Origin of the sequence: Acinetobacter brisouioides (assembly GCF_004331075.1) — a bacterium.
GTDB lineage: Bacteria > Pseudomonadota > Gammaproteobacteria > Pseudomonadales > Moraxellaceae > Acinetobacter.
Genome location: NZ_SJNX01000002.1, coordinates 1 through 23,451 on the forward strand (window position 1 = coordinate 1; position 23,451 = coordinate 23,451).

Below are 23,451 nucleotides of genomic sequence, written 5' to 3' on the forward strand. Positions count from 1 at the left end.
CACCATAAGCCATATCGGCAAACAACATACCAAAATCGGGTTGGTCAACGCCCAGTTGAGTTTGAACAACCTTAGACGTCAATCCAATTTTACGACCCACCAAACGGCGGCCTTCAGATAATGCATGTTGTGTATTCACTTCCTGAACAGCATAGGCGATATCGACATCAGCACTTTCTCCGCCAAGTTCAGAACGAATGGGAGCGATTGCAGCCTGTAATAATTCAGCTTGCCTTAATCTTAAGGCAACTGACTCAACTACAGCAGAATTTGACATCAACTTTTCCTTAAAAGTTAAATTTATAAAACACCTTGAGCTAGGAAAAAAATATAAACCAAACATTGATTTATTAGGCTTCTTTTTTGTATTTCTCCCATAAAGATAAAATGGACGAATAAAAGAAATCTATCAAAATAAACCCAGCTCTAAGTGAGTATAAGAATGGAAAAAAGTCGAATAGAATACCAATACTTATTTTATTTATTACTATAGGTTCTATGTCTAAAAATAAATCAATTATAGCCTTAAGCCAATACCAAACAAATTACCACAGCATTATGATTGATCTTTCACTCTCTGAGTCAATAGATTCATTTTCTATCATAACTCATGGACGGCTTATTCCTTTTTGTAAAAATTACATATATTTCAATAAAATGAAAAAAATAAAACAAACCAATAAAGAAACCCAATAATAAAGCTCACTATACCGCTTTGTATAAAAGCTCTCATTAAGGCATTAATTCTTAGGCTTTGTTCATCATGCCTTATCCACCTCTTTTATTTTCTCACAGAGAAAAAATGGATCAGTCAAAGCACTTATAATATTAAATAAACTAAAATTAAAATAGAAATCAACATACTGTCTAGAGCATTTATGTTGCTTCAGTATAACTGAGGTTTTAGTAATTATTGATTGCAGCACATTCTGTTAGATATTACTGTGCAATATAAAGCTTCTTTAGTATGGTGCTAAACTAAATAGCCCTTGAGAATTGAATGACACCCCAATTAGAAGCCTAAGAAGGTGCTCACTCTGTTGGCTTGATGATTACAAATCCAATCCTATGACAATAATCTCTAAATTTACTGAATGGTTAAATCGAAAGTAGAGAGAATCTATTTTAAATACAGCATATATCAGTTGCCAAAGGGCTGAAAGAAACCAACTCAAATACTCAAGTTCAAACCAATCTTACAAAGCACTCAAATAAAAAAAACAAGCTCAACCTATTTGGCTAAACTTGTTCCTTGATCTATTTACACTGTCATGATGAAAGTGTTAAAAATCTTGATTTAAACTGTTCAATCAAAGTTCTACAAGTTTTTCTTCTGAAATAATAATGCCATTATTATCAGCATAAATATAATTGCCTGGGATAATAATCACTCCACCAATATGCAGTGCAATATCAATCACGCCCACGCCCTGACGGTTACTTTTTCGTGGAATCGCTGCCAAAGCATGCACGCCCAAATCTAGCTCTGCCATTGCATCAACATCACGCACACAACCATAAATCACCACGCCATTCCAGTGATTACGTACAGCAGATTCGGCAATCATATCGCCCATGAGCGCACAGCGCATAGATGCACCGCCATCCACTACCAGCACTTTGCCCGTACCATCGCTGGCAAGTAATTCTTTAACACGTGAATTATCTTCATAGCATTTGACTGTGACAATTTCACCGCCAAAGGTTTTACGACCACCATAGCTTTTAAAAAATTTGTTGTCCAAACTCGGACCAAGCACCTGAATATTACTTTCAGGATGATCATCCAATAAATCACAAGTTACAAATGCTGTCATTCTGTGCTCCATGTTGTGTTTTGTATATCTAAGTTATTATAAATTCGAACGTGTTCGGTTTGTAGCATTGCAGCCGCGACCATAGTCTTAGCTACCTGTAGTGCTGTTACAGGTTTATAACGGTAGTATCGTGGTAAAAACCGTTCAGTACAATGAAATAATTTTTGTCCCAACCCTTCAAAAATTCGCGGATGTTCACGCTCACCAATCAGTAGTGATGGACGCAAGATAGAAATGGTGTCGAGGTCAAATGCCTGAACATCCCGCTCTAACTCGCCTTTGACCCGATTATAGAAAAAATGGGAATCTGGTGATGCTCCCATGGCACTGATCAGCAAATAATGTATACGTTTATTTTGTAGAAGTTCAGCAAAATGCATATTGATGCCATAGTCAGTATCATAAAAGGCTTGGCGTGAACCTGCTTGCTTTAAGGTTGTACCGAGACAACTAAAGGCATGCGTATGCTGACTGACATCTTCTTCATTGAGTAATAAAAAATCATCTAGAACCAATTGTTGAATCTTACTGACCCCTTGGTACTGAGTTTGTTCACGGCGTAATATCAGGGTGATTTTTAGGCATTCGGGAAGCTGTAGCAATTGCTGCACCAACTGCCGACCAATCAAGCCTGTTGCTCCAATTACAATTGCACTTTGTATTTTTACTTTTTGCATGAGAAGATATTCATCTAGAGCGATAATTATGTTTAGATTTTATACTTTTTTTGACCGCAAAAGTCGATCAAACCCTGATAATACTTGACTTCATAACGCTGATTCATCAAAATATCGCACTTGTTTACGGGCTGGTGAAGGCAATCTGAGTAGTTTCAGTATTGTTTCAGCCCGCCCAGACCAATCTATTTCAAGGAGTGCAAGAGTGGCAAACTCTGCTCAGGCAAAAAAACGTGCGCGTCAAAACGTTGTAGCGCGCAAACACAACGCAAGCTTGCGTTCTATGGTTCGTACTTACATCAAACGTACTTTAAGTGCAATCGCAGCTGGTGATTATGCTGTTGCTACAGAAGCTTACAAAAAAGCTGTTCCTGTAATCGACCGTATGGCTGATAAAGGCATCATCCATAAAAACAAAGCTGCTCGTCATAAGAGCCGTTTGAATGCACAAGTTAAAGCTTTAGCTAACTAATTTTGCATCATAAAAAAGCCCCAAGTTTGGGGCTTTTTTATTGGCTTATAATCCACTTTTTTGCTGGATAAATTCACGAATGGACAACTGGTGAATCTTTCCACGCCAAATCCACTTCAGTACACTATCGGCAAAGTTATCGCCTTCAAACCAGACGAATACCCCTTCCATCATTTCAGGCCAGTCACTTTTTTCTAATTGAGTCTGATTACGCATGACTGCAAGCATAGCTGCAATAATCGTGTCATGGCTGACCGCAAGCGTTAAACCACCACTGTGCTGCGGATGGGCGTTATAAATCAGTTCCAGCACATCTACTACGCCCGTAATCGGGTGCTTCATGCCAGGTAAAGCGTTATTGACAAAACTATTAATAAAACCCAATGCGCCTTGCTGACGAAAATACGGCGCTGCCTGCTGGATATCCAACACAAAGCTTCCTGGTTCAACCAGCAAACCCTGTTCAACAATTTCAATATGATGGGTATTGGTACTCTGTGTGATCTGGTCTGCGCCCTGAATCATCAATGCAGCGGTATCGACACAACGCTGGATTGGGCTGGACATACACTGTTCAATCACACGTCCTGTATTTTCAATTAAATAACAGCCCCACGCCTGCGCTAGTTCACGCCCCGCACCAGTCAATTGCAAATCATATCCCGCCAAACCTTGCCCAGCCACAACCTCACGAACGGAGTGTCGTGTAAATAAAGTCACAGGCGTGGAGATATCAGGAAGTAAATCAATTGCCCGATACATGCTTTGGGGTAATAACTGTAAAGACATTCTTCTAGATTCAAGTGGTTACTTGCCCACTATATCATGCTGCTTTTGGACTGCAATGTCATTTCGTCATTAGGCAAAGTGCATTCAAAGCAATTTCCTGATATACAGGCTGTGAAAAAGCAATAAACCCGTGATTTAACAAACTGCTACGCTGATTATAGACAAACGGCTCTCCTGTTAGGCTCACTAAGCCACCGCCAATGCTCTCAAGCAAGCCTTGCCCTGCACTGGTATCCCATTCTGAGGTTGGATGAAACCTTGGATACAAATCAATTTTTCCTTCCAGCATCATGCAAAATTTATAAGCACTGCCTGCCTGCGAGGTTTCAATCGCATGATGTTGCTGCAAAATATCAATAAACTGCTGATATTGCGGTTTATGGCTGCGATGACTCAAACCGACATGAATCGGCTCAAGCAAATCAGATTGTGGTTGATACTGAAACCAACGCTGCTGCACTACATCATATTTATAAGGTTTTTGTTGTATATATCCAATATAAATAAGCTGCTGTGCAGGAATCGCAATGGCAGAAAATAGGGTTTTGCCATGTTCGATCTGGCTTAGATTAATGGTAAATTCTGGACGTTGATGCAAAAACTCTTTGGTGCCATCGAGCGGGTCAAGCAACCAACAGCGCGACCAATTATGACGCTCATGATGCTCATTTTCTTCTGATAAAAGTGGCAGTGTTGGCGTAAGTTCTTGCAATGCAGCTTCAATAAACTGATTGGCTTTCAAATCAGCCTGCGTGACAGGTGAATCATCATGTTTGGTCTGAACATGAAATTTCTCTCCCTGACAAAAGTTCAAATATTCCTGCTGAATAATCTCACTGGCTTGCTGCAAAATTCGCACAACAGCATGCAGTAATTCATCATTCGGGCGGTCGCTTGGCACAAACATGATGACTTCTCATTTTCAATGATCCTTTCATCATAGCGACTCATTATTTTAAATACAGTCGAATGTGCTGAATTTTTTCGGTTTGTTGAAAATCTCGGCACAGTCCTTGCTTTATTCTTCATAAGAAAAAATATTGCACATCAATATATCGTCTACTCCTTATGAGATACCCCACAAAAGTTTCCTGATAGGAAATAAAAATTCAAAATAATACTAGACGCGGTGTTTAATTTTTTATATAAATTACCTTGAAGAAAATATTTTTCCCACGAAGAATTTTAAGGGGAATTTTCCTAAAGACCACATTGGCGAGGAAGCACCACCATGGCACACAACCAAGTTGAGCAATTTGTATTAAAAATTAGTTGTCCTGCGGCATCTGGAATTGTTGCAGCGGTTTCGGGGTATTTGGCAAGTAATGGTTGCTATATCAGTGAGATGGCACAATTTGACGATGAAACTACAGGGCATTTCTTTATGCGTGCCGTGTTCCGTTTCAATGCTGGCGTAGCTGGAGATATTGAACAGCTCAAAGCAAACTTTAATAGCGTTAGTGATGCCTTCGACATGCAGGCCACTTTTTATAATCAAAATCAGCCTGTTAAAGTTTTGATTATGGTGAGCAAGTTTGATCACTGCCTACTGAACTTGCTGTATCGCTATCACAAAGGCGAGCTGGATTTTCAAATTACTGCAATTGTTTCCAACCATTTAGATTTGCGTGCAGTTGCTGAGCGTGAAGGTATTCGTTTTATTTACTTACCTGTCACTAAAGACAATAAAGCACAGCAGGAACAAGAGCTGATCAAAATTGTTGATGAAACAGGCACTGAACTGGTCATTCTTGCACGTTATATGCAGATTCTGTCTAACGACCTGTGCAAACAGCTATCAGGTCGTGCCATCAACATTCACCATTCATTTTTACCAGGTTTTAAAGGTGCTCGACCTTATCACCAAGCTTTTGACCGCGGCGTGAAACTAATTGGTGCAACGGCGCACTTTGTCACCAGCGATCTTGATGAAGGCCCAATCATTGAACAAGCTGTGCAACGTGTTGACCATGCCTATATGCCAGAAGATTTGGTCTCTCTCGGTCGTGACACAGAAACCATCGCGTTGTCTAAAGCTGTGAAATATTTTGTCGAGCACCGTGTGTTCCTCAATGACAATCGTACGGTGGTGTTCCAATGAGCCTACTTAGCCAATTTACAGCATCTGAAATTACCGTGATCGATGGTAAAGCCACCGCTGCACAGGTACTCGAAGAAGTTAAACACGATGTTGCTGCCCTGCAACAGCAAGGCATCACACCTTGCCTCGCTGTGGTTTTGGTCGGCGAAGACCCTGCAAGTCAGGTCTATGTCCGCAACAAGGTCGAAAAAGCCCTGATGGTTGGTATTCGTTCACTGGAATTTCGTTTTCCTGCCGAACTTAGCCAAATAGAACTACTTGCCAAAATTGATGAACTGAACGCAGATCACAGCGTACATGGCATTTTAGTGCAACTACCTCTGCCAAAACATATTGATGAAACATTGGTTCTTGAACGTATTGACCCGAAAAAAGATGTCGATGGTTTCCACAGTGAAAATGTCGGCGGTTTAAGTCAGGGGCGTGATGTGCTTACCCCTTGCACGCCAACAGGCTGTATCCGCCTGCTTAAAGATACTTTGGGAGATCTGACTGGGCTACACGCGGTTGTGGTTGGACGTTCCAATATTGTTGGTAAGCCCATGGCGGCTTTGCTGTTACAGGAAAACTGCACCGTGACTGTGGTGCATTCCAAAAGTCAGGATTTGGCACAGCTTTGCCAGTTGGGTGACATTGTGGTCGCAGCGGTCGGACGCCCACGCATGATCAACTCATCTTATTTAAAAACCAATGCGGTAGTGATTGATGTTGGGATTAACTGCATTCAGGAAAATGGCAAAAATCGTTTGGTCGGCGATGTGGACTATGACGATGTCCTGCCAATGGTCAGCGCCATTACCCCTGTGCCAGGTGGTGTCGGCCCAATGACTATTGCCTACCTAATGAAAAATACCGTACATGCCGCACAGTTGCAGCATGCACAAGCTCATTCAACTTCCGTTTAAGTCAATGCCTAGCGCTGTGGAGGACTCATGCCATTTAGTCTACTGAAATATGGATTAAGTTCTGAATATCCTGTCGAAGTGGATTTACCTCCACCGACGGCTCTGAAACCGCATTATGATGTGGTGATTATTGGCGGTGGTGGGCATGGTCTTGCGACAGCCTACTACCTGTCTAAATATCATGGCATTACCAATATTGCGGTTCTGGAAAAAGCCTATTTGGGTGGGGGCAATACTGCACGTAATACTGCCGTGATTCGCTCTAATTACCTGACCTCCGAAGGCGTAGAATTTTATGCCGAATCGGTGAAATTATTTAAAAACCTCTCCAACGAATTTGATTTCAACATTATGTATTCTGAGCGTGGGCAGCTCACACTGGCACATACTGACTCGACTGTACGTGCCTTCCGCCAACGTGCAGAAGTCAACAAACACTTCGGTGGGCGTACCGAAATGCTGGATCGCCAGCAGATTAAAGAGTTAGTGCCTTGTCTGAATCTTGATCCTGCTCATTTGCCTGTATTGGCTGGACTTTGGCATATTGATGGTGCAACTGCACGTCACGATGCCGTGGCTTGGGGCTATGCCAAAGAAGCCGCCAAACGCGGTGTAGAAATCCATCAACTCACTGAAGTTCAAGATCTGGTGATTGAGAACAATAAAATCAAAGCCATCAAAACCAATCGCGGTACGGTGCAATGTGGCTGTGCGGTTCAGGCGATTGCAGGGGCATCTTCGATTTTGATGGCAAAAGCCAAAATCCGCGCACCAATTCAGACTTTCCCACTCCAAGCGATGGTTTCTCAACCATTTAAACCGTTCCTGACACCTTTGGTCAGTTCATCGGCTTTGCACTGTTATGTACAACAAACCAGTCGTGGCGAAATTGTGTTTGGTGGTGGTTCAGACCCTTATCCACTCTATAACACCCGCTCGACTTTGGATTTGAAAGAAAGCCTGCTCGCACATGCCATTGAAATGTTTCCTTTTATGGCCAATGTCAAACTCATGCGCCAATGGGCAGGCATTACCGATATGACGCCTGACTATAGTCCGATTATGGGTAAATCCCCTGTTGACAATTACTACCTCGATGCAGGTTGGGGAACCTGGGGCTTTAAAGCCACGCCAATTTGCGGCAAAACCATGGCAGAACTGGTGGCGACAGGCAAAACTCCAAGCCTAATTAAACCGTTTGCACTAGAACGTTTCAGCACCTTTCAGCAAGTCAACGAAATGGGCGCAACTGCGGCGAGCCACTAAAGGAGAATCTGATGAAAATTATGCCTTGTCCACTCAATGGTCCACGCAATATCAGTGAATTTGTTTATGGTGGCGAACTCAAAGACATGCCAGACCAGAACCACTGTAGCGACTATGAATGGGCAGATTACGTGTTTAACTGCGACAACATTGCAGGCATTGTTCGTGAATGGTGGATGCATGCTCCAAGCAGTTACTGGTTTATTGCTGAACGCAACACCATCACCGATGAAATTTTAAAAACTTATGACCCGAAAGAATTGTTCCAGCAACGGGTCGAATTTAATGAAAGCAGCCCATCTTCAGTTCAGAAGGAGTCTATGACATGAACCGATTACCCCTCCCTTATGGGCTGTTAATCAATCGTCAACAGCCTGTTGAATTTGAATTTGACCACAGCCGTTTCCAAGGTTTTGCAGGTGACAGTATTGCCAGTGCACTTGTGGCAAACCAGCGCTGGATTATGTCACGCTCATTTAAATATCATCGTCCACGCGCACCACTGACTATGGCTGGGCAAGATGCCAACACGTTGGTACAACTGCCTGAAGAAGCCAACGTGCTTGCCGATACCACAGTGATCAAACCAAATATGCAAGTCACTGGGCAAAACTTTTCAGGTTCACTACTGAAAGACTCAGATGCCTTTTTGGGTAAATTTTCCAAGTTTATGCCTGTCGGGTTTTACTATCGCTCGTTCTACAAACCGAAAGGGGTTTGGAAACTATGGGAACCCATAATTCGTAAAAAGGCAGGTTTGGGGATTCTAGATCTGAACTTTCAGCCTGAATATTACGACAAGGCCTATTTGTTTACCGATGTGGCAATTATTGGTGCAGGACCTGCAGGGCTACAGGCAGCGCTGACTGCAGCAGAGTTAGGTGCAAAAGTTCTACTGATCGAGCAAGAGAAAATCTTGGGCGGTAGTCTGAACTATGCACGCCTCGATGCGGCAGGCAAACAAGCGGCTGAGCTTAAACAACGTTTGGTCAGTGCAGTTGAACAACACGCGCAGATTACTGTACTGACTGAAGCAACCTGTAATGCATGGTTTACCGACCACTATTTGCCGATTATTCAAGGCAAACGGATGTACAAAGTCCGCGCAGCGCAATGTATTGTAGCGAGCGGCAGCTTCGATCAACCCGTGGTTTTCCGTAACAATGACCTGCCTGGTGTGATTTTGTCGAGTGCAGCACAACGCCTGATGAAACTCTATGCCGTGAAGCCTGCACAAACAGCAGTGGTGTTGACTGGGCATGATGATGGTTATTTGACTGCGCTAGATTTGACGGAAGCAGGTGTGACCGTCAAAGCGGTGGTCGATATGCGCCCTGTGGCATCGGATACCAGCTTGTTAAGTGCGGTCAAAGCCAAAGGCATTACCTGCCATTTAAGTAGTACCGTCTATGAAGCCTTACACAGCAGTGGCATGCAGCACCTGACTGGTGTGGATGTGCGCCGCATTGTGGCTGAAGGTCAAGTCGATGCTCACGCGCAGAAAATTGACTGCGATGTCCTGTGCATGTCGGCAGGTTACATGCCTGTTTATCAATTGCTGTGTCAGGCTGGCGGCAAGCTGAGCTACAATGATCAACAAGCTGCCTTTAACATTTCAGGTTTGCCGAAAGGTTTGTCGATTACAGGTTCGGTCAATGGCATTCACCAGATCGAGCATGTTTTGCAAGATGGCAGCTACATTGCCAAAGCTGCGGTTGCCGCTTTACGTGGTGAAGATACAAGTCAAATCATTGCTCCAAGCTCTAAAGAAAGTTCAATGAATTTTCCTTGGCCGATCTTTGAACACCCCAAAGGCAAAGAATTTGTCGATTTCGATGAAGACCTGCAAATTCGCGATATCGTCAATGCCACCAAAAGTGGTTATCGTGATGTGCAACTGGTGAAACGCTTTTCGACTGTGGGCATGGGACCTTCGCAAGGGCGTCATTCTGCACTGCCAACGGCACGTTTGGTGGCAAAATCCACTCAGCGCAGTGTCAGTGAAACAGGTGTGACCACTGCCCGTCCTCCATTTACTGCCGAGAAACTGGCACATGTTGCGGGGCGCGGCTTCGACCCATTTCGCCAGACTCCAATGCATGCACGCCATCTTGCTGCGGGCGCAAAAATGATGCCTGCGGGCAACTGGCAGCGCCCTGCTTTTTATGGCAATCCTGAACAGCGCCTAGAACACATTGCCCGTGAAGTACAAAACGTACATCAAAATGTCGGTATCATTGATGTCTCAACTTTAGGTGGACTCGATGTCCGTGGTCCAGACAGTGCTGAATTCCTGAATCGTCTCTATACCTTTGGTTTTGCGAAACTTCCTGTTGGAAAAACTCGTTATGCAGTCATGACCAATGAGCATGGCGTAGTGATTGACGATGGTGTAGCGGCACGCCTGAGTGACAACTATTTTTATGTGACAGCAACCACCAGCGGTGTCGACCGTATTTATCAGCAAATGCTGAAATGGAATGCCCAATGGCGTCTCAATGTCGATATTGCCAATGTCACCACCGCCCTTGCCGCGCTGAATATCGCAGGGCCAAACTCACGCCAAGTCATGCAAAAAGTCTGTCAGGATGTGGATTTATCCAATGCAGCTTTCCCATATCTGGGCGTGCGTACAGGCACAATTCATGGCATTCCTGTACGGATTCTACGGATTGGTTTTGTCGGTGAACTGGGTTACGAAATTCATTTCCCTGCACGTTATGGCGAGTATATGTGGGATACCCTGATGCAGGCAGGTCAAGCCTTTAACATGCAGCCATTTGGGGTGGAAAGTCAGCGTTTACTACGTCTCGAAAAAGGTCACATTATTATTAGCCAAGACACCGACGGCATGACCCATCCGCAAGAAGTGGATTTGGGTTGGGCGGTGGCTCGCAAAAAACCGTGGTTTGTCGGGAAACGCTCAATTGCAATTTTGGAAGCACAGCCTTTAAAACGCAAACTGGTGGCCTTTGAACTGGACAAACATCAGACTCAACCACTTGAAGGTCATATTGTGCTGAATGGTGACAAGATCACAGGCAACATTACTTCTTGTGAATACTCACCAACGCTCGACAAAATTATTGGCTTGGCCTATGTCAGCATTGAACAAAGTGAAATCGGGCAAAACTTCCCGATTCGGGTGGAACACGGTGCCATGGTACACGCCAAAGTGGTCAAAGCGCCATTTTATGATCCAGACAACCAACGGCAGGAGGTTTGATGATGCAAACTCTAGCAACTGAACGCAGCCCAATTGCACAGCAACCTTACAATACTTTTGGGCGCAGCAAACGCGAATTCCTGAGCGAAGCAACCTCACAGGCTGAACGTAAAATTCAGCGCTGTGCAGTGGTTGACCTCAGTAACTTATCGCATGTGGGTTTTCGTGGTGCGGACAGCGCAGCCTATTTGCACCGTTTTGGCTTTAGCCTGCCTGAGCATCCAAACCATGCCTTGGCACAAGTTGACGGTAGTTGGATTGCCCGACTGTCGATGACAGAATATTTAGTTTTGGGCAGTTTGGATGATTTTGGTGAACGTGTTGCTCAGCTCGAAAATGACTGGCAACCCGATGAACAATATGCCAACTATTTACTGCCACGTCAGGACAGCCACGCGTGGATACAACTGACAGGCCAGTTCAATACTGAAATTATGGCAAAACTTTGCGCTGTCGATTTATCACCTAAAGCCTTTCCAGTAGGCAAAGTGGCGCAAACTTCGGTAGCACGGATTAATGCCATTGTGATCAATGTCGGTGATCTACAAACGCAAAAACTGAATATTCTCTGTGACCGTGCTGCGGCGCTGTATTTGTGGCAAGTCCTGCTAGATGCCATTTCAGAATTTGACGGTGAGATGAGCGGTATTGAAGGGCTAATTTAAATTAACGTGAATTTGATGACTATTTTTCTGCAAAATTGGATACGTGAAAATGTCATCTATAACTGTCCGAACCAAATCAATATTTGTAAAATGCTATTTTTGCAATATTTTTGATCAAAGATGATCTTGAGCTAATTCTGCAGTGAGCAGCATAGCTGCGCAAGTGGGTTGCCCTTGCGTAGCAATTCTTCTCAGGTTGAATCTGAACAAGATTGAAATATATTTCAATCGACGCTCAAGACGCAGTGGGTTAATCCAGATATAGAAAGTCAAAACTGTAAGACACCACAATTATGACTCATTTATTTTCATTATCTTGATTAAATTTTTTTACCGCACTCAGGTGAATTTTAACAATAACCATCTAACTAAGCATACTTTTGCTTTAAGGGGATATAACAATGAAACTGATTACTGCAATTATAAAACCGTTCAAACTCGATGATGTACGCGAAGCACTCGCAGCGATTGGCGTACAAGGGATTACTGTGACTGAAGTCAAAGGTGCGGGGCGACAAAAAGGACATACCGAAATGTACCGCGGTGCAGAATATGTGGTGGATTTCTTACCTAAAGTTAAAATCGAAATTGCACTGGACAATTCAACACTTGATCAAGCCATTGAAGCAATTAGTAAAGCTGCAGCAACAGGTAAAATTGGTGATGGCAAAATTTTTGTATCCCATCTGGAACAAGTGATCCGGATTCGCACAGGCGAAACTGGCATGGATGCATTATAGAGGCAATTTTCAGATTCTAGATGCAACGTCAATACTCATGATAGGTAGCATGGATGCTGCCATATCTACTGCGTTATAAAGACGATGTACCTAATTTTGGAATCAAAGAAAGTTAAATGGATCTTGGATATTAACTCTAGAAAATCTGATCTATGATTAAGCCTTCTCATGAATCATAAAGAGCAAATCTTGTATTCATCTTTTAGACTTGCTTTACTCTTTTTGTTATTTTTTATACAGAGATTAAAACCGACATCTTTCCTCATGGTTTAACCTCTCTTTGCATTTCTCCATGAGCAAGATTGAAATATATTTCAATAAGGTGCAAGAGAAAGAGCATGGATATATGAAAGAAATCTAATCGGTACATTGCTCTTCTGCCTCTAAATTCTGTCTTTATTGAGTTATACAAAAATGAACTGGTTAGCTGCAGCACCTATCCTTGAACATGGCAACATTCGTCTTGAACCGTTGAGCATCGAACATTTGCAAGGTCTGATTACAGCCACACAAGATGGTGAACTGTGGAATATTCGCGTCACCTCTGCTCCACATCCCGATCAAGTTGCAGCCTATATCGAACACGCTTTACAACAGCGTGAACAGCAACAACGCCAAGCCTTTGCAGTCATTAACACGCAAACAGGCAAAGTGCTTGGAACAAGCAGCTATCACGATATTGTGCCCAATATTCGACGTCTTGAAATTGGTTATACGTGGTATGCGTCTTCGGTGCAGAGAACCCATGTGAATACCACCTGTAAATTTCTGCTGCTACGTCATGCTTTTGAAGATTTGGGCGCACAGCTCGTGGGCTTTCGTACCGATAATTTCAATTACCGTAGCCAACGCGCGATTGAGCGTTTAGGCGCAAAAAAAGATGGGGTTTTGCGCCATCATCAACCACGTAAAGATGGCACAGTGCGTGATACTGTCATGTACAGTATTCGCGCTGGAGAATGGGCGGAGATTAAGGCGCATTTGCAGGATTTATTGCAAAAGGCGTATTAACAACTTTTGGTATCAAAGGATGCCTTTTATAAGTCATGTTTAAACAATACACTCACCATCAGGATGCCCTCATCCTCTTGTGGAATAGTGTTCCCCATCCCAAGGGAGAGAAGGAACTTCCAATTGCAATTTGATTGATGAAAGATATCTCAACCTACTCTCTTAGGTTTCTATTCTATTTCAGCTCAAACATCATCCTGTGGATTGAGTGGCGTTGACAACGTCAGTTGATAAAATGCCGCATCTAGCCAGCGTCCAAACTTAAAACCAACCTGTGGGAATGTCCCCGAATGTTCAAAGCCTAAACGTTGATGCAAGGCTATGCTCGCCTGATTGCTGGCATCAATACAACCAATCAAGACATGTACCTGTCCGACTTGTTTTGCACGTTCAATCAAGGCTTGCAACAACAACTTTCCTAAACCGCGCCCACGTTGTTCATGATGAATATAAATACTGTGTTCAACCGTATATTTATACGCAGGAAAAGCACGGAAGCTCCCCCAGCTGGCAAACCCAAGTAGATTACCTTCAATATCGGCTGCACCAATCACGGGAAAACCATGTTCACGTTTAGAGGCAAACCAAGTTTGAATCTGTTCCAAACTGCGCGGTTTATAATCATACAACGCTGTTGAGTTTAAAATCGCTTCATTAAAAATGTCTAAAATAGCTTGAGCATGCTCAGCTTCATTACATTCAATTAGTTGGATATTTTCACTTTTGTACATCGGTTGTATTCCTATTGTCATTACACTTCACACACTGCGACCAAGTAACGAGCTTCATTCACTGTGAAATTTTGAAAAACGATGGGTTGGTTCAACTGAATCGACAGGCAATCACCTTGCTGCAAGGTATAGCTCTGCTCGCCACAGTGAATTTGCATTTCACCTTCTAACAGCCAAATCTGTTGATAAACTTTGACCTCACGCGGTACAAAGTCATAAGAAACCTGTTTATGTGCAGGGAAAGTAATTTCAGCCAGTTGCATCGGTGATGCCACACTCACAGGCGACAAATTACGTCGTAAATAACCCGATGCAGGATCACACCACTGCTTCTGTTGCTCATAACGCAATAACGGTTGTGGCTCACTGGTTGTTGCATCGAAGACAAATAGACTCGCCAATGAAACATCCAAAGCAGCAGCAAGTTTTTCAAGAATCACTGCCGTAGGACTGGTTGCAGCACGTTCAATCAGGGAAATACTGGAGCGACTAACTCCACTTCGTGCCGCCAACTGATCGAGCGAATAGCCTTTGGCAAGACGTAGTTCACGAATATGCTGGGCGATATGCTGATTAATATCAGGTTGTTGTTCGCTCATACCCCTCCTCTTTATATTCAATATATTAGAATATAAATTTAATATATTAGAATTTAAAAAGCAGATGCAAGCAAATTTTGTATAGTTTTAATTTTGAAGTGCTTGTTAATGTCTTTGAAATGCTTAGGCTATTTAAATGACAAAGCAAATTTCCATAAAAAAATCCTGCTGGATGCAGGATTTTGGATGTAATAAGACAAATTAACCTTTGGCTGTTCTTTTCAGTTTTTGTGGATCATCAAACGGTAAAGTATGGGTAATCGCATTCACTTCCAAACTGCCTTTGACCTGAATCTCGCGTCCTTGTACAGCATACGGTACATCGACCCGCGCCAACGCAACCGATTTTTGGCTCAGTGGCGAATACATACCACAGGTAATCACTCCAATTTGCGTATCACCATCCCACAAGGTATCCCCCATTTGCGCTGCTTGCTCACCTTCAAGCATCACACCAAAAATTTTCACGCGCTCTTTACCTTGCAAGCGTTTATGTTCATAACCACCGCGAAACTCGCCCTTACTCGGTGAAACGGTAAAGTCGAGTCCAAGTTCCCATAAGCTATCGCCTGACTTGTCATTTTTAAATGGGAAATACTCAGAGTTATCATAAGGATAAAACAGTAAATAACTTTCCACCCGCAACCAGTCCAAAGTCACAAATGAACACGGGATAATGCCGTACTTCGCGCCTTTTTCTAAAATCGCATCCCAAATCAGTGGCGCATCCATTGCCTTGCAGAAAATTTCATAACCACGCTCGCCTGTATAACCTGTACGTGAAATCATCACAGGGCAACCAAACAGTTTGGTCTGGATATGATGAAAATACGGCAAGTTGCGAATATCAGGGATATATTCCGCAAGAAAATCAACTGCCAAAGGCCCTTGTAAAGATAAATCATGCAAGTCGTCATCAAACAATATTGCAACTTGGCGACCTGTTGCCGAACGGGTCAGCATTTCTAGGCCAATCCCTGTACCGTGTACCACCATAAAGGCATTCGGCCCTGTACGGTAAATCACGCAATCATCGACAAATTTTCCTTCTTCATTCAGCATAGTGGCATACACCGACTTGCCTGGATAAAGCTTAGAAATGTCACGTGAGGTAGCATATTCGAGTAGGCTTTCTGCATGTGGCCCCACATAATGGACTTTTTTCAAACCTGAAACGTCCATCAAACCTGCTTTGGTTCGGATCGCCAGATAATGCTCGGCAGTATCACTGGCATACATCCATGCTGTTCCCATGCCATTCCAGTCTTCTAAATTTGAGCCAAGCTGACGGTGACGTTCTGCCAGTGCTGAAATACGCCATAAATTTGCCATAGGTTTTTCCTTAATTTTGTATAGATATCAATAAAATAAATTGCTTAATCAATTTTCATTCTTGGTCGAACTGACTCAGCCACTGCACCAAGGGTTCGCGGTAACGGCTAATACCTTTGTACTCGGCAATTGGCTCAGGCAAGTCCCGAATCACCCGATGCAGACGTTTTGCCCATGCAGGATTGGACACTAAATCATTCAGGCTGATCAGATACGTGCGGATGCTAAATAACAGTGCGTTGCTGCGCGCAAGGCGTGGCATCATTTGCAGCTCAACCCGCAAATGCACCAACTCACCTGCATTGTCTTTGGTGACTAAACCACGCTCATGCCCCCACAGATGAAAAGTTTCCGAAGAGGTGTCCATACGCGGGTTAATGGTCATGGTCCAGTTGAGACGGCGGTACGGATGCCCGACCTGAATGTTGAGCAAAAATTTCAGTGCCCGTTCAAACACACCTGCGTCATGCGCCAGTTTTGGTACAGGTGCATGCCACTGTTTAAAACTCATACCAGCATCAAAGTTCAGTGACCAGTCCGCAGGCCCTGTAATCATGCCTGCATCCATAAACAGGTCACCCTCACGCTGATCGAGCAAAGCAATATCTCCCTGCAACTGACGCGAGATAAACTCAAATGCAGGCAGTGGCAAACTGGAGTCATCACCAAACTGGAACTGCACATCAATATTCATCGGGCGATTGATCCAGTGCCATGTCTTGCCCTGCCGTTCCAACTGAAAATGTTCAGGGTAATCTGCTGACAAATGCAGCATTGCCATTTCCAGAAAATCCCACGCGGCCTGTTGCATATGCGGCAACACAATGCAGCGTTTTGGGTCACTTTTCAGGGTCAAGGCACGTTCATTCATTTCAGTCAAATAATGCTCGTCAATATCAAACCAATGTTCAAAGATCGTTCCAGGCTTAGATAATGCAGGTTCGATATTCACCGAATACATGTAGCTGTCTTCAGGAAATGGAAATGGAAAACGTGCAATGGCTTTGGCACTGTTGTGATAATAAAACTGATCACGCATATTTTCTGCAGGGTTAAATTGTACGGTCATGGCAGTTCTCCTATAGCTCAAGCTCAATCCGACAGCCCTGTTTGCCTCGTGACACGCATGGCATCAACAGTTGCTCACGTTCCTGTGGGTTTAAATAATGATCGTGATGTTCAACATCGCCTGTATATTTGGTCGCGCACTGCCCGCACACGCCACCACGACATAAACTGGTCACGGGAATCTCATGTTTTTCTAAGGCTTCAAGCAGGCTGTAATCACTCGGAACTTCGATTTCCTGTTGGCTTTGAGTGAGATAGGCTGTAAATGCTGCACCTGCCGCAGGCGCTGCAAAAGCTTCAGCATGAACGCGCTGCTTCGACCAGCCCAAAGTTTGCGCTGCATCTTGTACCGCCTGAGTCAGGCGTTCTGGGCCACAGACATAAACGTGGCTGTTTAAACTTTGTTGCTGCAACAACTGCATCACATCCAAACGGCGCGCAGTTTTTTCAGAATAAATATGTACCTGCTCAGGAAATAACTCGGTCAGCAGTGTTTCATAGGCATTGCTGATTTGATCGCGGCAGGCATAGTGCAACTCGAAGGCTTGACCTGTATGCATCAGCTCACGGATATGTGCCAAAAATGGCGTGATTCCGATGCCGCCCGCAATAAACACATGCTTGTGTGCCTGTGAATGCAATGCAAATAAATTCAACGGTGCGGAGATATTCAGCACATCGCCAATCATGACCTGTTCATGTAAAAACCGAGAGCCGCCACGCGAGTCATCTTGCAGGCGTACTGCAATTTTGTAGTGGTCATCGTGCGCAGGGTCATTGATCAATGAATAGGCATTACGCAATATCCGATCAGGCAAAGGCAACTGCACCACTACATGACTGCCCGAAGAAAATGCAGATAAAGGCTGATCCAGCGCCTCTAAAGTAAACTCACGAATCAGTGGCGTGACTTGCTGAATATCGCGCACACGCACAGGAATTAATGTAGACATACGCCCTCCGCTTGCATCGGTTGATCAGGGTTAGCACATACCCCCATATACGCACCTAAACGCTCGGAAAAATGTGTGCGAACCAGTAAATACACACCGCAATGCTCACAACTGCAAAACTCTTCGGCAGTCGTGGTTTGTAACTCACCGCAATGCACGCAGTAGACTTTTTTTAACTCGGGCTGGGTCTGTATCAATTCAATCTCATCTTTCATCAAACCTTGTGCCATTAAGTTTTGCGTGACTTGCCATAAAAAGATTTCATCCCCACAGACCACCACATGTAGCCCTGCTCGTGCCTGTTGCAACTGGGCTGTGAGTTCATCTGAAAATGCCTCTGAAGTTGCAAGCAAAGTCGGAAATGCTGCAAACTGTTCAGCCAAATGCTGTGCATCTGGGGTATGGGCATGCTGTAAAATCAACAGATATTGCCCATGTACAGGTTTAAGTTCCTGTGCCTGCCGATAACTCGGAGTGCTTTGCATTACCTCTTGCATGGCAGTTACTCCAATAAATAAATTAATATAATCAAATATTTAAATTATTTAATTCATTCAATCAATTCCCTTTAAAACATACCTCTAAGGGGGTAATGCCAGTTTGTGGAGTTTAAAAAAGTAAAAAACCAGTCAAGTGAATTGACTGGTTTTAAATTAATTAGAGAATATCCTCTGTATCTGCTCGTGCTAGAGGTCATCCACAACCTGCGTGGTCTTTATTCGATGTTGTTTTTGCAACATCATGGACTCAATGCCGATATTAGACAGGTTTTGTGGATGACAAAGTTTTTGGTTACTTTTTTAAAAAAGTAACATCACTCGTAAAACTTCCTTTATGTACTCACCACAAGATACCGAGTTGTTAGCATTCATGAATAATGGAAAGTGGATGACATTCAGCACGAGTAAATGCAAAGAAAGGATTAGATTTTTAAAAAATTATCACTTCCCTCTCCCCGTCACACCTACCCCACTTTTTTCTGTGGCACTTCTGGCGTATCCGTCAGGTAAGCTTCAAGCGAATCATCAAGGGCATCCAGCCACGGCGTATGATGCGGTGCTGCCAGCGTGCCTGTAATCGCTGAACGGTAAATATGATCGCGGAAGGTCATGATGTTTTCTTTTTTATGCTTTTTCCATTCAAGGAAAATTAAACGCATGGCTTCAATATCAAAAGTTGGATAATCGGTAGCTTCTATCAACTCTAAAATATAATCACCCTGAAACTTATACATTTGTGCAGCGTCAGTCAGGGTCTTTTCCTCTTCATGCCATGCTAAAGTATGCGCCTGCATTTCTGATAAACTTGGCAAAGCCATACGGTTTAAAATAATATCGCGCACATACCATGCCTGCGCATCAAACATATTGAAGGTATACCACTGGTCTTGCATACCCAAATAAAACAGTTTCGGATTTTTCTCCCAAACCACGCCTTTATATAAACCCAGTGGATATAATCGGTTATCGGTTTTTAAACGAATTGACTCCGCCATAAACGGGAAATGGTGCAGATAACCTGTACACAAAATAATCGCATCAACCTCAACACTACTACCATCGGCAAAATAGGCATGAGTTTGATCTACTCGCAGTAATTTCTGGCGTTCTGACCAGTTTTTTGGCCATTTATAACCCATCGGGCTATTGCGATAACAGCTAATAATCTGTTTTGCGCCATATTTGTAGCATTGTGAACCAATGTCTTCGGCAGAATAACTACTGCCCACCACCAACACAGTTTTATCTTTAAATTCTAAAGCGTCTCTAAAGTCATGCGCATGTAAGATGCGTCCGCCAAAGCTTTTAAAACCATCATATTCTGGGACTTTCGGCGTTGAAAAGTGCCCGCTGGCGACCACGACATAATCAAAGATTTCGGTATACACCACATCTTGATTATGATCATGCACACTAACTGCAAACTGCTGAGTCTGTTCATTAAACTCAATATGACGCACGGCACTGTTGAAACGCACATAACGGCGCACATTGGCTTTTTCGACCCGCCCTTTAATGTAATCCCAAAGCACTGCGCGTGGAGGATATGAACCGATCGGTTTGCCAAAGTGTTCATCGAAACTATAATCAGCAAACTCTAAGGCTTCTTTCGGGCCATTTGACCACAGGTAACGATACATACTACCGTGTACAGGTTCACCATTTTCATCGTTCCCTGTGCGCCATGTATAGTTCCATAGACCACCCCAATCCGCCTGTTTTTCAAAACAAACGATTTCAGGAATATCCGCGCCTTTGGCTTGAGCAGATTGAAATGCTCTTAATTGCGCCATTCCACTTGGCCCTGCACCTATAATTGCAACTCGCGTCATAGCTTTATCCCCATATGATTTTATTAAAAGAGTTAAAGTGTAGAAACACTATGCAATTAACATAGGACGAAGTCTGTGATCGTGAAATTCCTAAGATGGGGTAACACAAACGGGATACCGTGAAACAACACTTAAAATTTGCAATAAAAAAACCTGCCTAAAAAGACAGGTTCAATCAAAAAATCTCGACTTATAACTAAGATTGAGGTGCTAACTCACCATACCAATAAGCCGCAGTCACACCACCATCCATCAGAAAATCACTGCCTGAAAATCCACCATCTTCACGTATCAGTAATACACCGAGTACACTAACTTCATCTGGCGTACCTAAATGACCAACAGGAGAAAGCTGAAGTGACTCACGCGAAGCAACATCAACAACGCTTGGCTCACCTCAACCCAGCTTCACTGAGTATCTTTGCTGCGGCTTGAGCATTGTCGAGTTTTAAATCGGCAAGTACGATATGTTTACCTGTACTGAGACGTCGGGCAATTACCTGATCAATCGACCCTGCGCCGATCACGAAAATCACTTGTTTTATATTCTGCTTCTCAGACTCATTTCAAAGCGTGATTGTAGAATAAATAACCACGTGTTATTGAGTCATAAAAGTTGCATAGATTTATCAGTGAATTTGATTAACCTAAACATTGCTCATCAACAAAACAAGCCCGTTATATCATAGACTTAAGAACATTATCTTTAAGAAAAAAATGATGAAACAAGGCAGCACAAGCATGCAATCCGACAAGTGAAACAAATACATTACCCAACACTTGATGAATATCACCTAAATAAAAATCACCATATAGACTTTCAATGACATATACATTTTGTCCCAATAGTGAATAACTATCCGCAATACTCGACAAAGCAAGATATCCTGAAATAGGCACAATAATTAATAATGCGTACAAGAGAACCTTGACACTTTTAAAGGCAAATTGCTGAAGCTTACTCACAACTGGAGTTTTTGGAAAATCTTTATGTAACAGTAAGAAAGAGATACATCGCAAACAAAATAAAACAAACACGGTTCCGCCAGAAAGAAGATGAATTGTTCCAAGTTGAGGATCTTTTAATGGATTCCCACTGGTAATATAAGCTGTCGCAACAGCAATCAGCGTAATCCAGTGAATAGCCATCATAGTTCTGGGATATTTTTTAATCATGGTGATTTCTTAAATTCAACATTTGTAGTTGGATTAAATCACGAGCAATATACGAATAACATTCGCTTTAATAAAAAATACACAAATTAAAGGCATATAGGCTTAATTCTTAAGGGTTTCTTAGGATTGAGCCAGCTGTGAATGCCAAATAATTCCCTCAACTGCCAAAATCATATCGCTTTCAGAGTAGACTCCCCAGCCAATGTCCTGTACCCACACCACACGCTCTCCATCGGGCAATATTCGATATATCACATTGAACACTTCTTTCTGATTCAGTGCATCTTGTACCGCAGACCACACTGAAGGTGCATCTTCAGGGTGAATCATTTGCCCATAACGTGGCGTATTGAGTAATTCCGCAGGGGTATAACCTGTCACATCGACACAGCCATCACTGATGTATTCCATCGTCCAGTCAAAATCATTGCGGGAACGGTACAGCATCATCGGCAAACGCTTAATCAGGTCATTGAGACTACGCTGCTGCGCCGATTGTAGATATTGTTGTTTAATTTTTTCGGTCTGATCTGACAGTAGCAAACACCAGAAATACTGCTGACTATCGGGTTGACTCAGCAAATAATTTGCCGAGAGCTCAAACCAGCGTAAGTTTTGCTGGGCATCCATCAGGCGGATGCGACAGCTTTGAGTCAACTGTGGCGAGCTGAGCAGGCTTTTGAGTTGATAAACATCTTCGGGGTACAACCATTGGGTCAAATCCCGACCATCAGTCTGACTAAATTGCTGCCAAATGATATTACTTTTATAGATATTCAGGTACTGATCGACAATCAGTACCACCTCGGCAAAACGGTCAAACACAGGTGACCAGTAGGTTTGCAACAGTTGCAAAGGATACTCTTGCTCAGGACGGCGAAACAGTTTCAGCATATTCACCTCAGTTCCGCAGGGATTTGAGATGCTGATGCGCCCACACCGACAACTCTAAACGTGAATGTACATTCAGTTTGCGCAGCAGGCTTTTGACGTAGACTTTGACCGTACCATCACTGATTCCAAGTTCACGTGCGATCAGTTTATTATTTAGTCCTTTAGCAATCAGCAATAAGGTTTCCCTTTCACGAGCGGTCATATCCGCCAGATCCTGTTGTTCTTGCTGATCAATTTGCCAAGATTCAGCTTCACTGAGCTGCGACTGCGTATGGCGTACTTGCCGTGCCAAAATACTCACGCCTTGACCATGTAATATAATCTGCCCATCCAGTACATCCTGCAATTTTTGTAAAATCACCTCAGGTAAAGTGTCTTTAGGCAAAAAACCATTAGCACCAAGTTGTATCGCATCAATCACCACCTGCTCATCTTCACAAGCCGTTAAAATAATCACCTTTAACTCCTGATCGGTCTGGCGAATGTGCTTTAAAATCTCCAAACCTGATTCATTTGGCATTTGTAGATCGAGCAGCACCACATCGGGATATTGTTCGGGCAAATCCTGCAAAAAATCTGCACCCGAAGCATATTCGGCAAGGACTGCATAGCCCTGTTCCTGCCGAATAATGTCGGCAACACCACGACGAAATAAAGCATGATCATCCACAATACTGACTTTACACATGAGCGTATT

General features: G+C 43.3%; 24 protein-coding genes and 1 pseudogene. 9 read left to right on the top strand and 16 right to left on the bottom strand.

Features of this window, described 5'->3' with window-relative positions:
• The 3 genes and pseudogenes from E0H77_RS02820 to E0H77_RS02830 form a co-directional block, all read right to left on the bottom strand.
• Positions 1 to 277, bottom strand: a pseudogene (locus E0H77_RS02820) (2-keto-4-pentenoate hydratase); the annotation flags it as partial.
• 1,033 nt (positions 278 to 1,310) lie between these two features.
• Positions 1,311 to 1,817 carry a ribonuclease E activity regulator RraA gene (gene rraA / locus E0H77_RS02825; protein WP_131374831.1) on the bottom strand — a complete coding sequence of 169 codons (507 nt, stop codon included), beginning with the start codon at positions 1,815 to 1,817 and terminating at the stop codon, positions 1,311 to 1,313.
• Positions 1,814 to 2,494, bottom strand: a complete 681-nt coding sequence (locus E0H77_RS02830; protein WP_131374832.1) for a Rossmann-fold NAD(P)-binding domain-containing protein — start codon at positions 2,492 to 2,494, stop codon at positions 1,814 to 1,816. The genes rraA and E0H77_RS02830 overlap by 4 nt, the downstream gene beginning before the upstream one ends.
• Before the next feature lie 205 nt (positions 2,495 to 2,699).
• On the opposite strand from E0H77_RS02830, the gene rpsT reads away from it, so the two are divergent.
• Entirely contained in the window at positions 2,700 to 2,966 is a 267-nt protein-coding gene (gene rpsT / locus E0H77_RS02835; RefSeq protein ID WP_004900852.1) for a 30S ribosomal protein S20, read from the top strand.
• 45 nt (positions 2,967 to 3,011) lie between these two features.
• Here rpsT and E0H77_RS02840 read toward each other — a convergent pair whose 3' ends face one another.
• Together E0H77_RS02840 and E0H77_RS02845 are read right to left on the bottom strand one after the other, a co-directional pair.
• Complete coding sequence (locus E0H77_RS02840) at positions 3,012 to 3,755, bottom strand: histidine phosphatase family protein (RefSeq protein ID WP_131374834.1); 744 nt, start codon at positions 3,753 to 3,755, stop codon at positions 3,012 to 3,014.
• A gap of 58 nt (positions 3,756 to 3,813) precedes the next feature.
• Entirely contained in the window at positions 3,814 to 4,662 is an 849-nt protein-coding gene (locus E0H77_RS02845) for a 3'(2'),5'-bisphosphate nucleotidase CysQ family protein (protein WP_131374836.1), read from the bottom strand.
• Between the two features lie 324 nt (positions 4,663 to 4,986).
• Here E0H77_RS02845 and purU point away from each other — a divergent pair, with 324 nt between their 5' ends.
• The 8 genes from purU to E0H77_RS02885 all read left to right on the top strand — a co-directional run bounded on the left by purU (position 4,987) and on the right by E0H77_RS02885 (position 13,669).
• On the top strand, positions 4,987 to 5,856 hold the full coding sequence (gene purU, locus E0H77_RS02850) for a formyltetrahydrofolate deformylase (protein ID WP_131313185.1): 870 nt from the start codon (positions 4,987 to 4,989) through the stop codon (positions 5,854 to 5,856).
• On the top strand, positions 5,853 to 6,761 hold the full coding sequence (locus E0H77_RS02855; protein ID WP_131374838.1) for a bifunctional 5,10-methylenetetrahydrofolate dehydrogenase/5,10-methenyltetrahydrofolate cyclohydrolase: 909 nt from the start codon (positions 5,853 to 5,855) through the stop codon (positions 6,759 to 6,761). The genes purU and E0H77_RS02855 overlap by 4 nt, the downstream gene beginning before the upstream one ends.
• 27 nt (positions 6,762 to 6,788) lie before the next feature.
• Complete coding sequence (locus E0H77_RS02860; protein WP_131374840.1) at positions 6,789 to 8,027, top strand: FAD-dependent oxidoreductase; 1,239 nt, start codon at positions 6,789 to 6,791, stop codon at positions 8,025 to 8,027.
• An 11-nt stretch (positions 8,028 to 8,038) separates the two neighbouring features.
• Positions 8,039 to 8,356 (top strand): sarcosine oxidase subunit delta, encoded by a 318-nt coding sequence (locus E0H77_RS02865; RefSeq protein ID WP_131313188.1) that lies wholly within the window; start codon positions 8,039 to 8,041, stop codon positions 8,354 to 8,356.
• Positions 8,353 to 11,253 (top strand): glycine cleavage T C-terminal barrel domain-containing protein, encoded by a 2,901-nt coding sequence (locus E0H77_RS02870; RefSeq protein WP_131374843.1) that lies wholly within the window; start codon positions 8,353 to 8,355, stop codon positions 11,251 to 11,253. Before E0H77_RS02865 ends, E0H77_RS02870 begins: the two co-directional genes overlap by 4 nt.
• Positions 11,253 to 11,918 carry a sarcosine oxidase subunit gamma gene (locus E0H77_RS02875; protein ID WP_131374845.1) on the top strand — a complete coding sequence of 222 codons (666 nt, stop codon included), beginning with the start codon at positions 11,253 to 11,255 and terminating at the stop codon, positions 11,916 to 11,918. Before E0H77_RS02870 ends, E0H77_RS02875 begins: the two co-directional genes overlap by 1 nt.
• A gap of 401 nt (positions 11,919 to 12,319) precedes the next feature.
• Positions 12,320 to 12,658 carry a P-II family nitrogen regulator gene (locus E0H77_RS02880; RefSeq protein ID WP_131374847.1) on the top strand — a complete coding sequence of 113 codons (339 nt, stop codon included), beginning with the start codon at positions 12,320 to 12,322 and terminating at the stop codon, positions 12,656 to 12,658.
• Positions 12,659 to 13,072: 414 nt separating this feature from the next.
• On the top strand, positions 13,073 to 13,669 hold the full coding sequence (locus E0H77_RS02885; RefSeq protein ID WP_131374849.1) for a GNAT family N-acetyltransferase: 597 nt from the start codon (positions 13,073 to 13,075) through the stop codon (positions 13,667 to 13,669).
• A 185-nt stretch (positions 13,670 to 13,854) separates the two neighbouring features.
• Here E0H77_RS02885 and E0H77_RS02890 read toward each other — a convergent pair whose 3' ends face one another.
• The 11 genes from E0H77_RS02890 to E0H77_RS02940 all read right to left on the bottom strand — a co-directional run bounded on the left by E0H77_RS02890 (position 13,855) and on the right by E0H77_RS02940 (position 23,442).
• The gene (locus E0H77_RS02890; protein ID WP_131374851.1) at positions 13,855 to 14,400 is read right to left on the bottom strand and encodes a GNAT family N-acetyltransferase; all 546 of its coding nucleotides are present in this window, start codon (positions 14,398 to 14,400) and stop codon (positions 13,855 to 13,857) included.
• A 20-nt stretch (positions 14,401 to 14,420) separates the two neighbouring features.
• Positions 14,421 to 14,999 carry a helix-turn-helix domain-containing protein gene (locus E0H77_RS02895; RefSeq protein ID WP_131374853.1) on the bottom strand — a complete coding sequence of 193 codons (579 nt, stop codon included), beginning with the start codon at positions 14,997 to 14,999 and terminating at the stop codon, positions 14,421 to 14,423.
• Between the two features lie 201 nt (positions 15,000 to 15,200).
• Complete coding sequence (locus E0H77_RS02900; RefSeq protein ID WP_131374855.1) at positions 15,201 to 16,331, bottom strand: aminomethyl transferase family protein; 1,131 nt, start codon at positions 16,329 to 16,331, stop codon at positions 15,201 to 15,203.
• A 55-nt stretch (positions 16,332 to 16,386) separates the two neighbouring features.
• A complete protein-coding gene (locus E0H77_RS02905; protein ID WP_131374857.1) occupies positions 16,387 to 17,400 on the bottom strand; it encodes a heme-dependent oxidative N-demethylase family protein in 1,014 nt (337 codons plus the stop codon).
• Positions 17,401 to 17,410: 10 nt separating this feature from the next.
• A complete protein-coding gene (locus tag E0H77_RS02910; protein WP_131374859.1) occupies positions 17,411 to 18,352 on the bottom strand; it encodes a PDR/VanB family oxidoreductase in 942 nt (313 codons plus the stop codon).
• Positions 18,340 to 18,849 (bottom strand): dimethylamine monooxygenase subunit DmmA family protein, encoded by a 510-nt coding sequence (locus tag E0H77_RS02915; protein WP_131374861.1) that lies wholly within the window; start codon positions 18,847 to 18,849, stop codon positions 18,340 to 18,342. The genes E0H77_RS02910 and E0H77_RS02915 overlap by 13 nt, the downstream gene beginning before the upstream one ends.
• Positions 18,850 to 19,316: 467 nt before the next feature.
• On the bottom strand, positions 19,317 to 20,684 hold the full coding sequence (locus E0H77_RS02920) for an NAD(P)-binding domain-containing protein (RefSeq protein ID WP_131374863.1): 1,368 nt from the start codon (positions 20,682 to 20,684) through the stop codon (positions 19,317 to 19,319).
• Between the two features lie 392 nt (positions 20,685 to 21,076).
• The gene (locus E0H77_RS13870) at positions 21,077 to 21,220 is read right to left on the bottom strand and encodes a hypothetical protein (protein WP_228258284.1); all 144 of its coding nucleotides are present in this window, start codon (positions 21,218 to 21,220) and stop codon (positions 21,077 to 21,079) included.
• A 142-nt stretch (positions 21,221 to 21,362) separates the two neighbouring features.
• Complete coding sequence (locus tag E0H77_RS02930; protein ID WP_131374865.1) at positions 21,363 to 21,860, bottom strand: cytochrome b; 498 nt, start codon at positions 21,858 to 21,860, stop codon at positions 21,363 to 21,365.
• A 120-nt stretch (positions 21,861 to 21,980) separates the two neighbouring features.
• Complete coding sequence (locus tag E0H77_RS02935) at positions 21,981 to 22,754, bottom strand: PAS domain-containing protein (protein WP_131374867.1); 774 nt, start codon at positions 22,752 to 22,754, stop codon at positions 21,981 to 21,983.
• A 7-nt stretch (positions 22,755 to 22,761) separates the two neighbouring features.
• Positions 22,762 to 23,442, bottom strand: a complete 681-nt coding sequence (locus tag E0H77_RS02940; protein ID WP_131374869.1) for a response regulator — start codon at positions 23,440 to 23,442, stop codon at positions 22,762 to 22,764.
• Positions 23,443 to 23,451 lie beyond the last annotated feature (9 nt).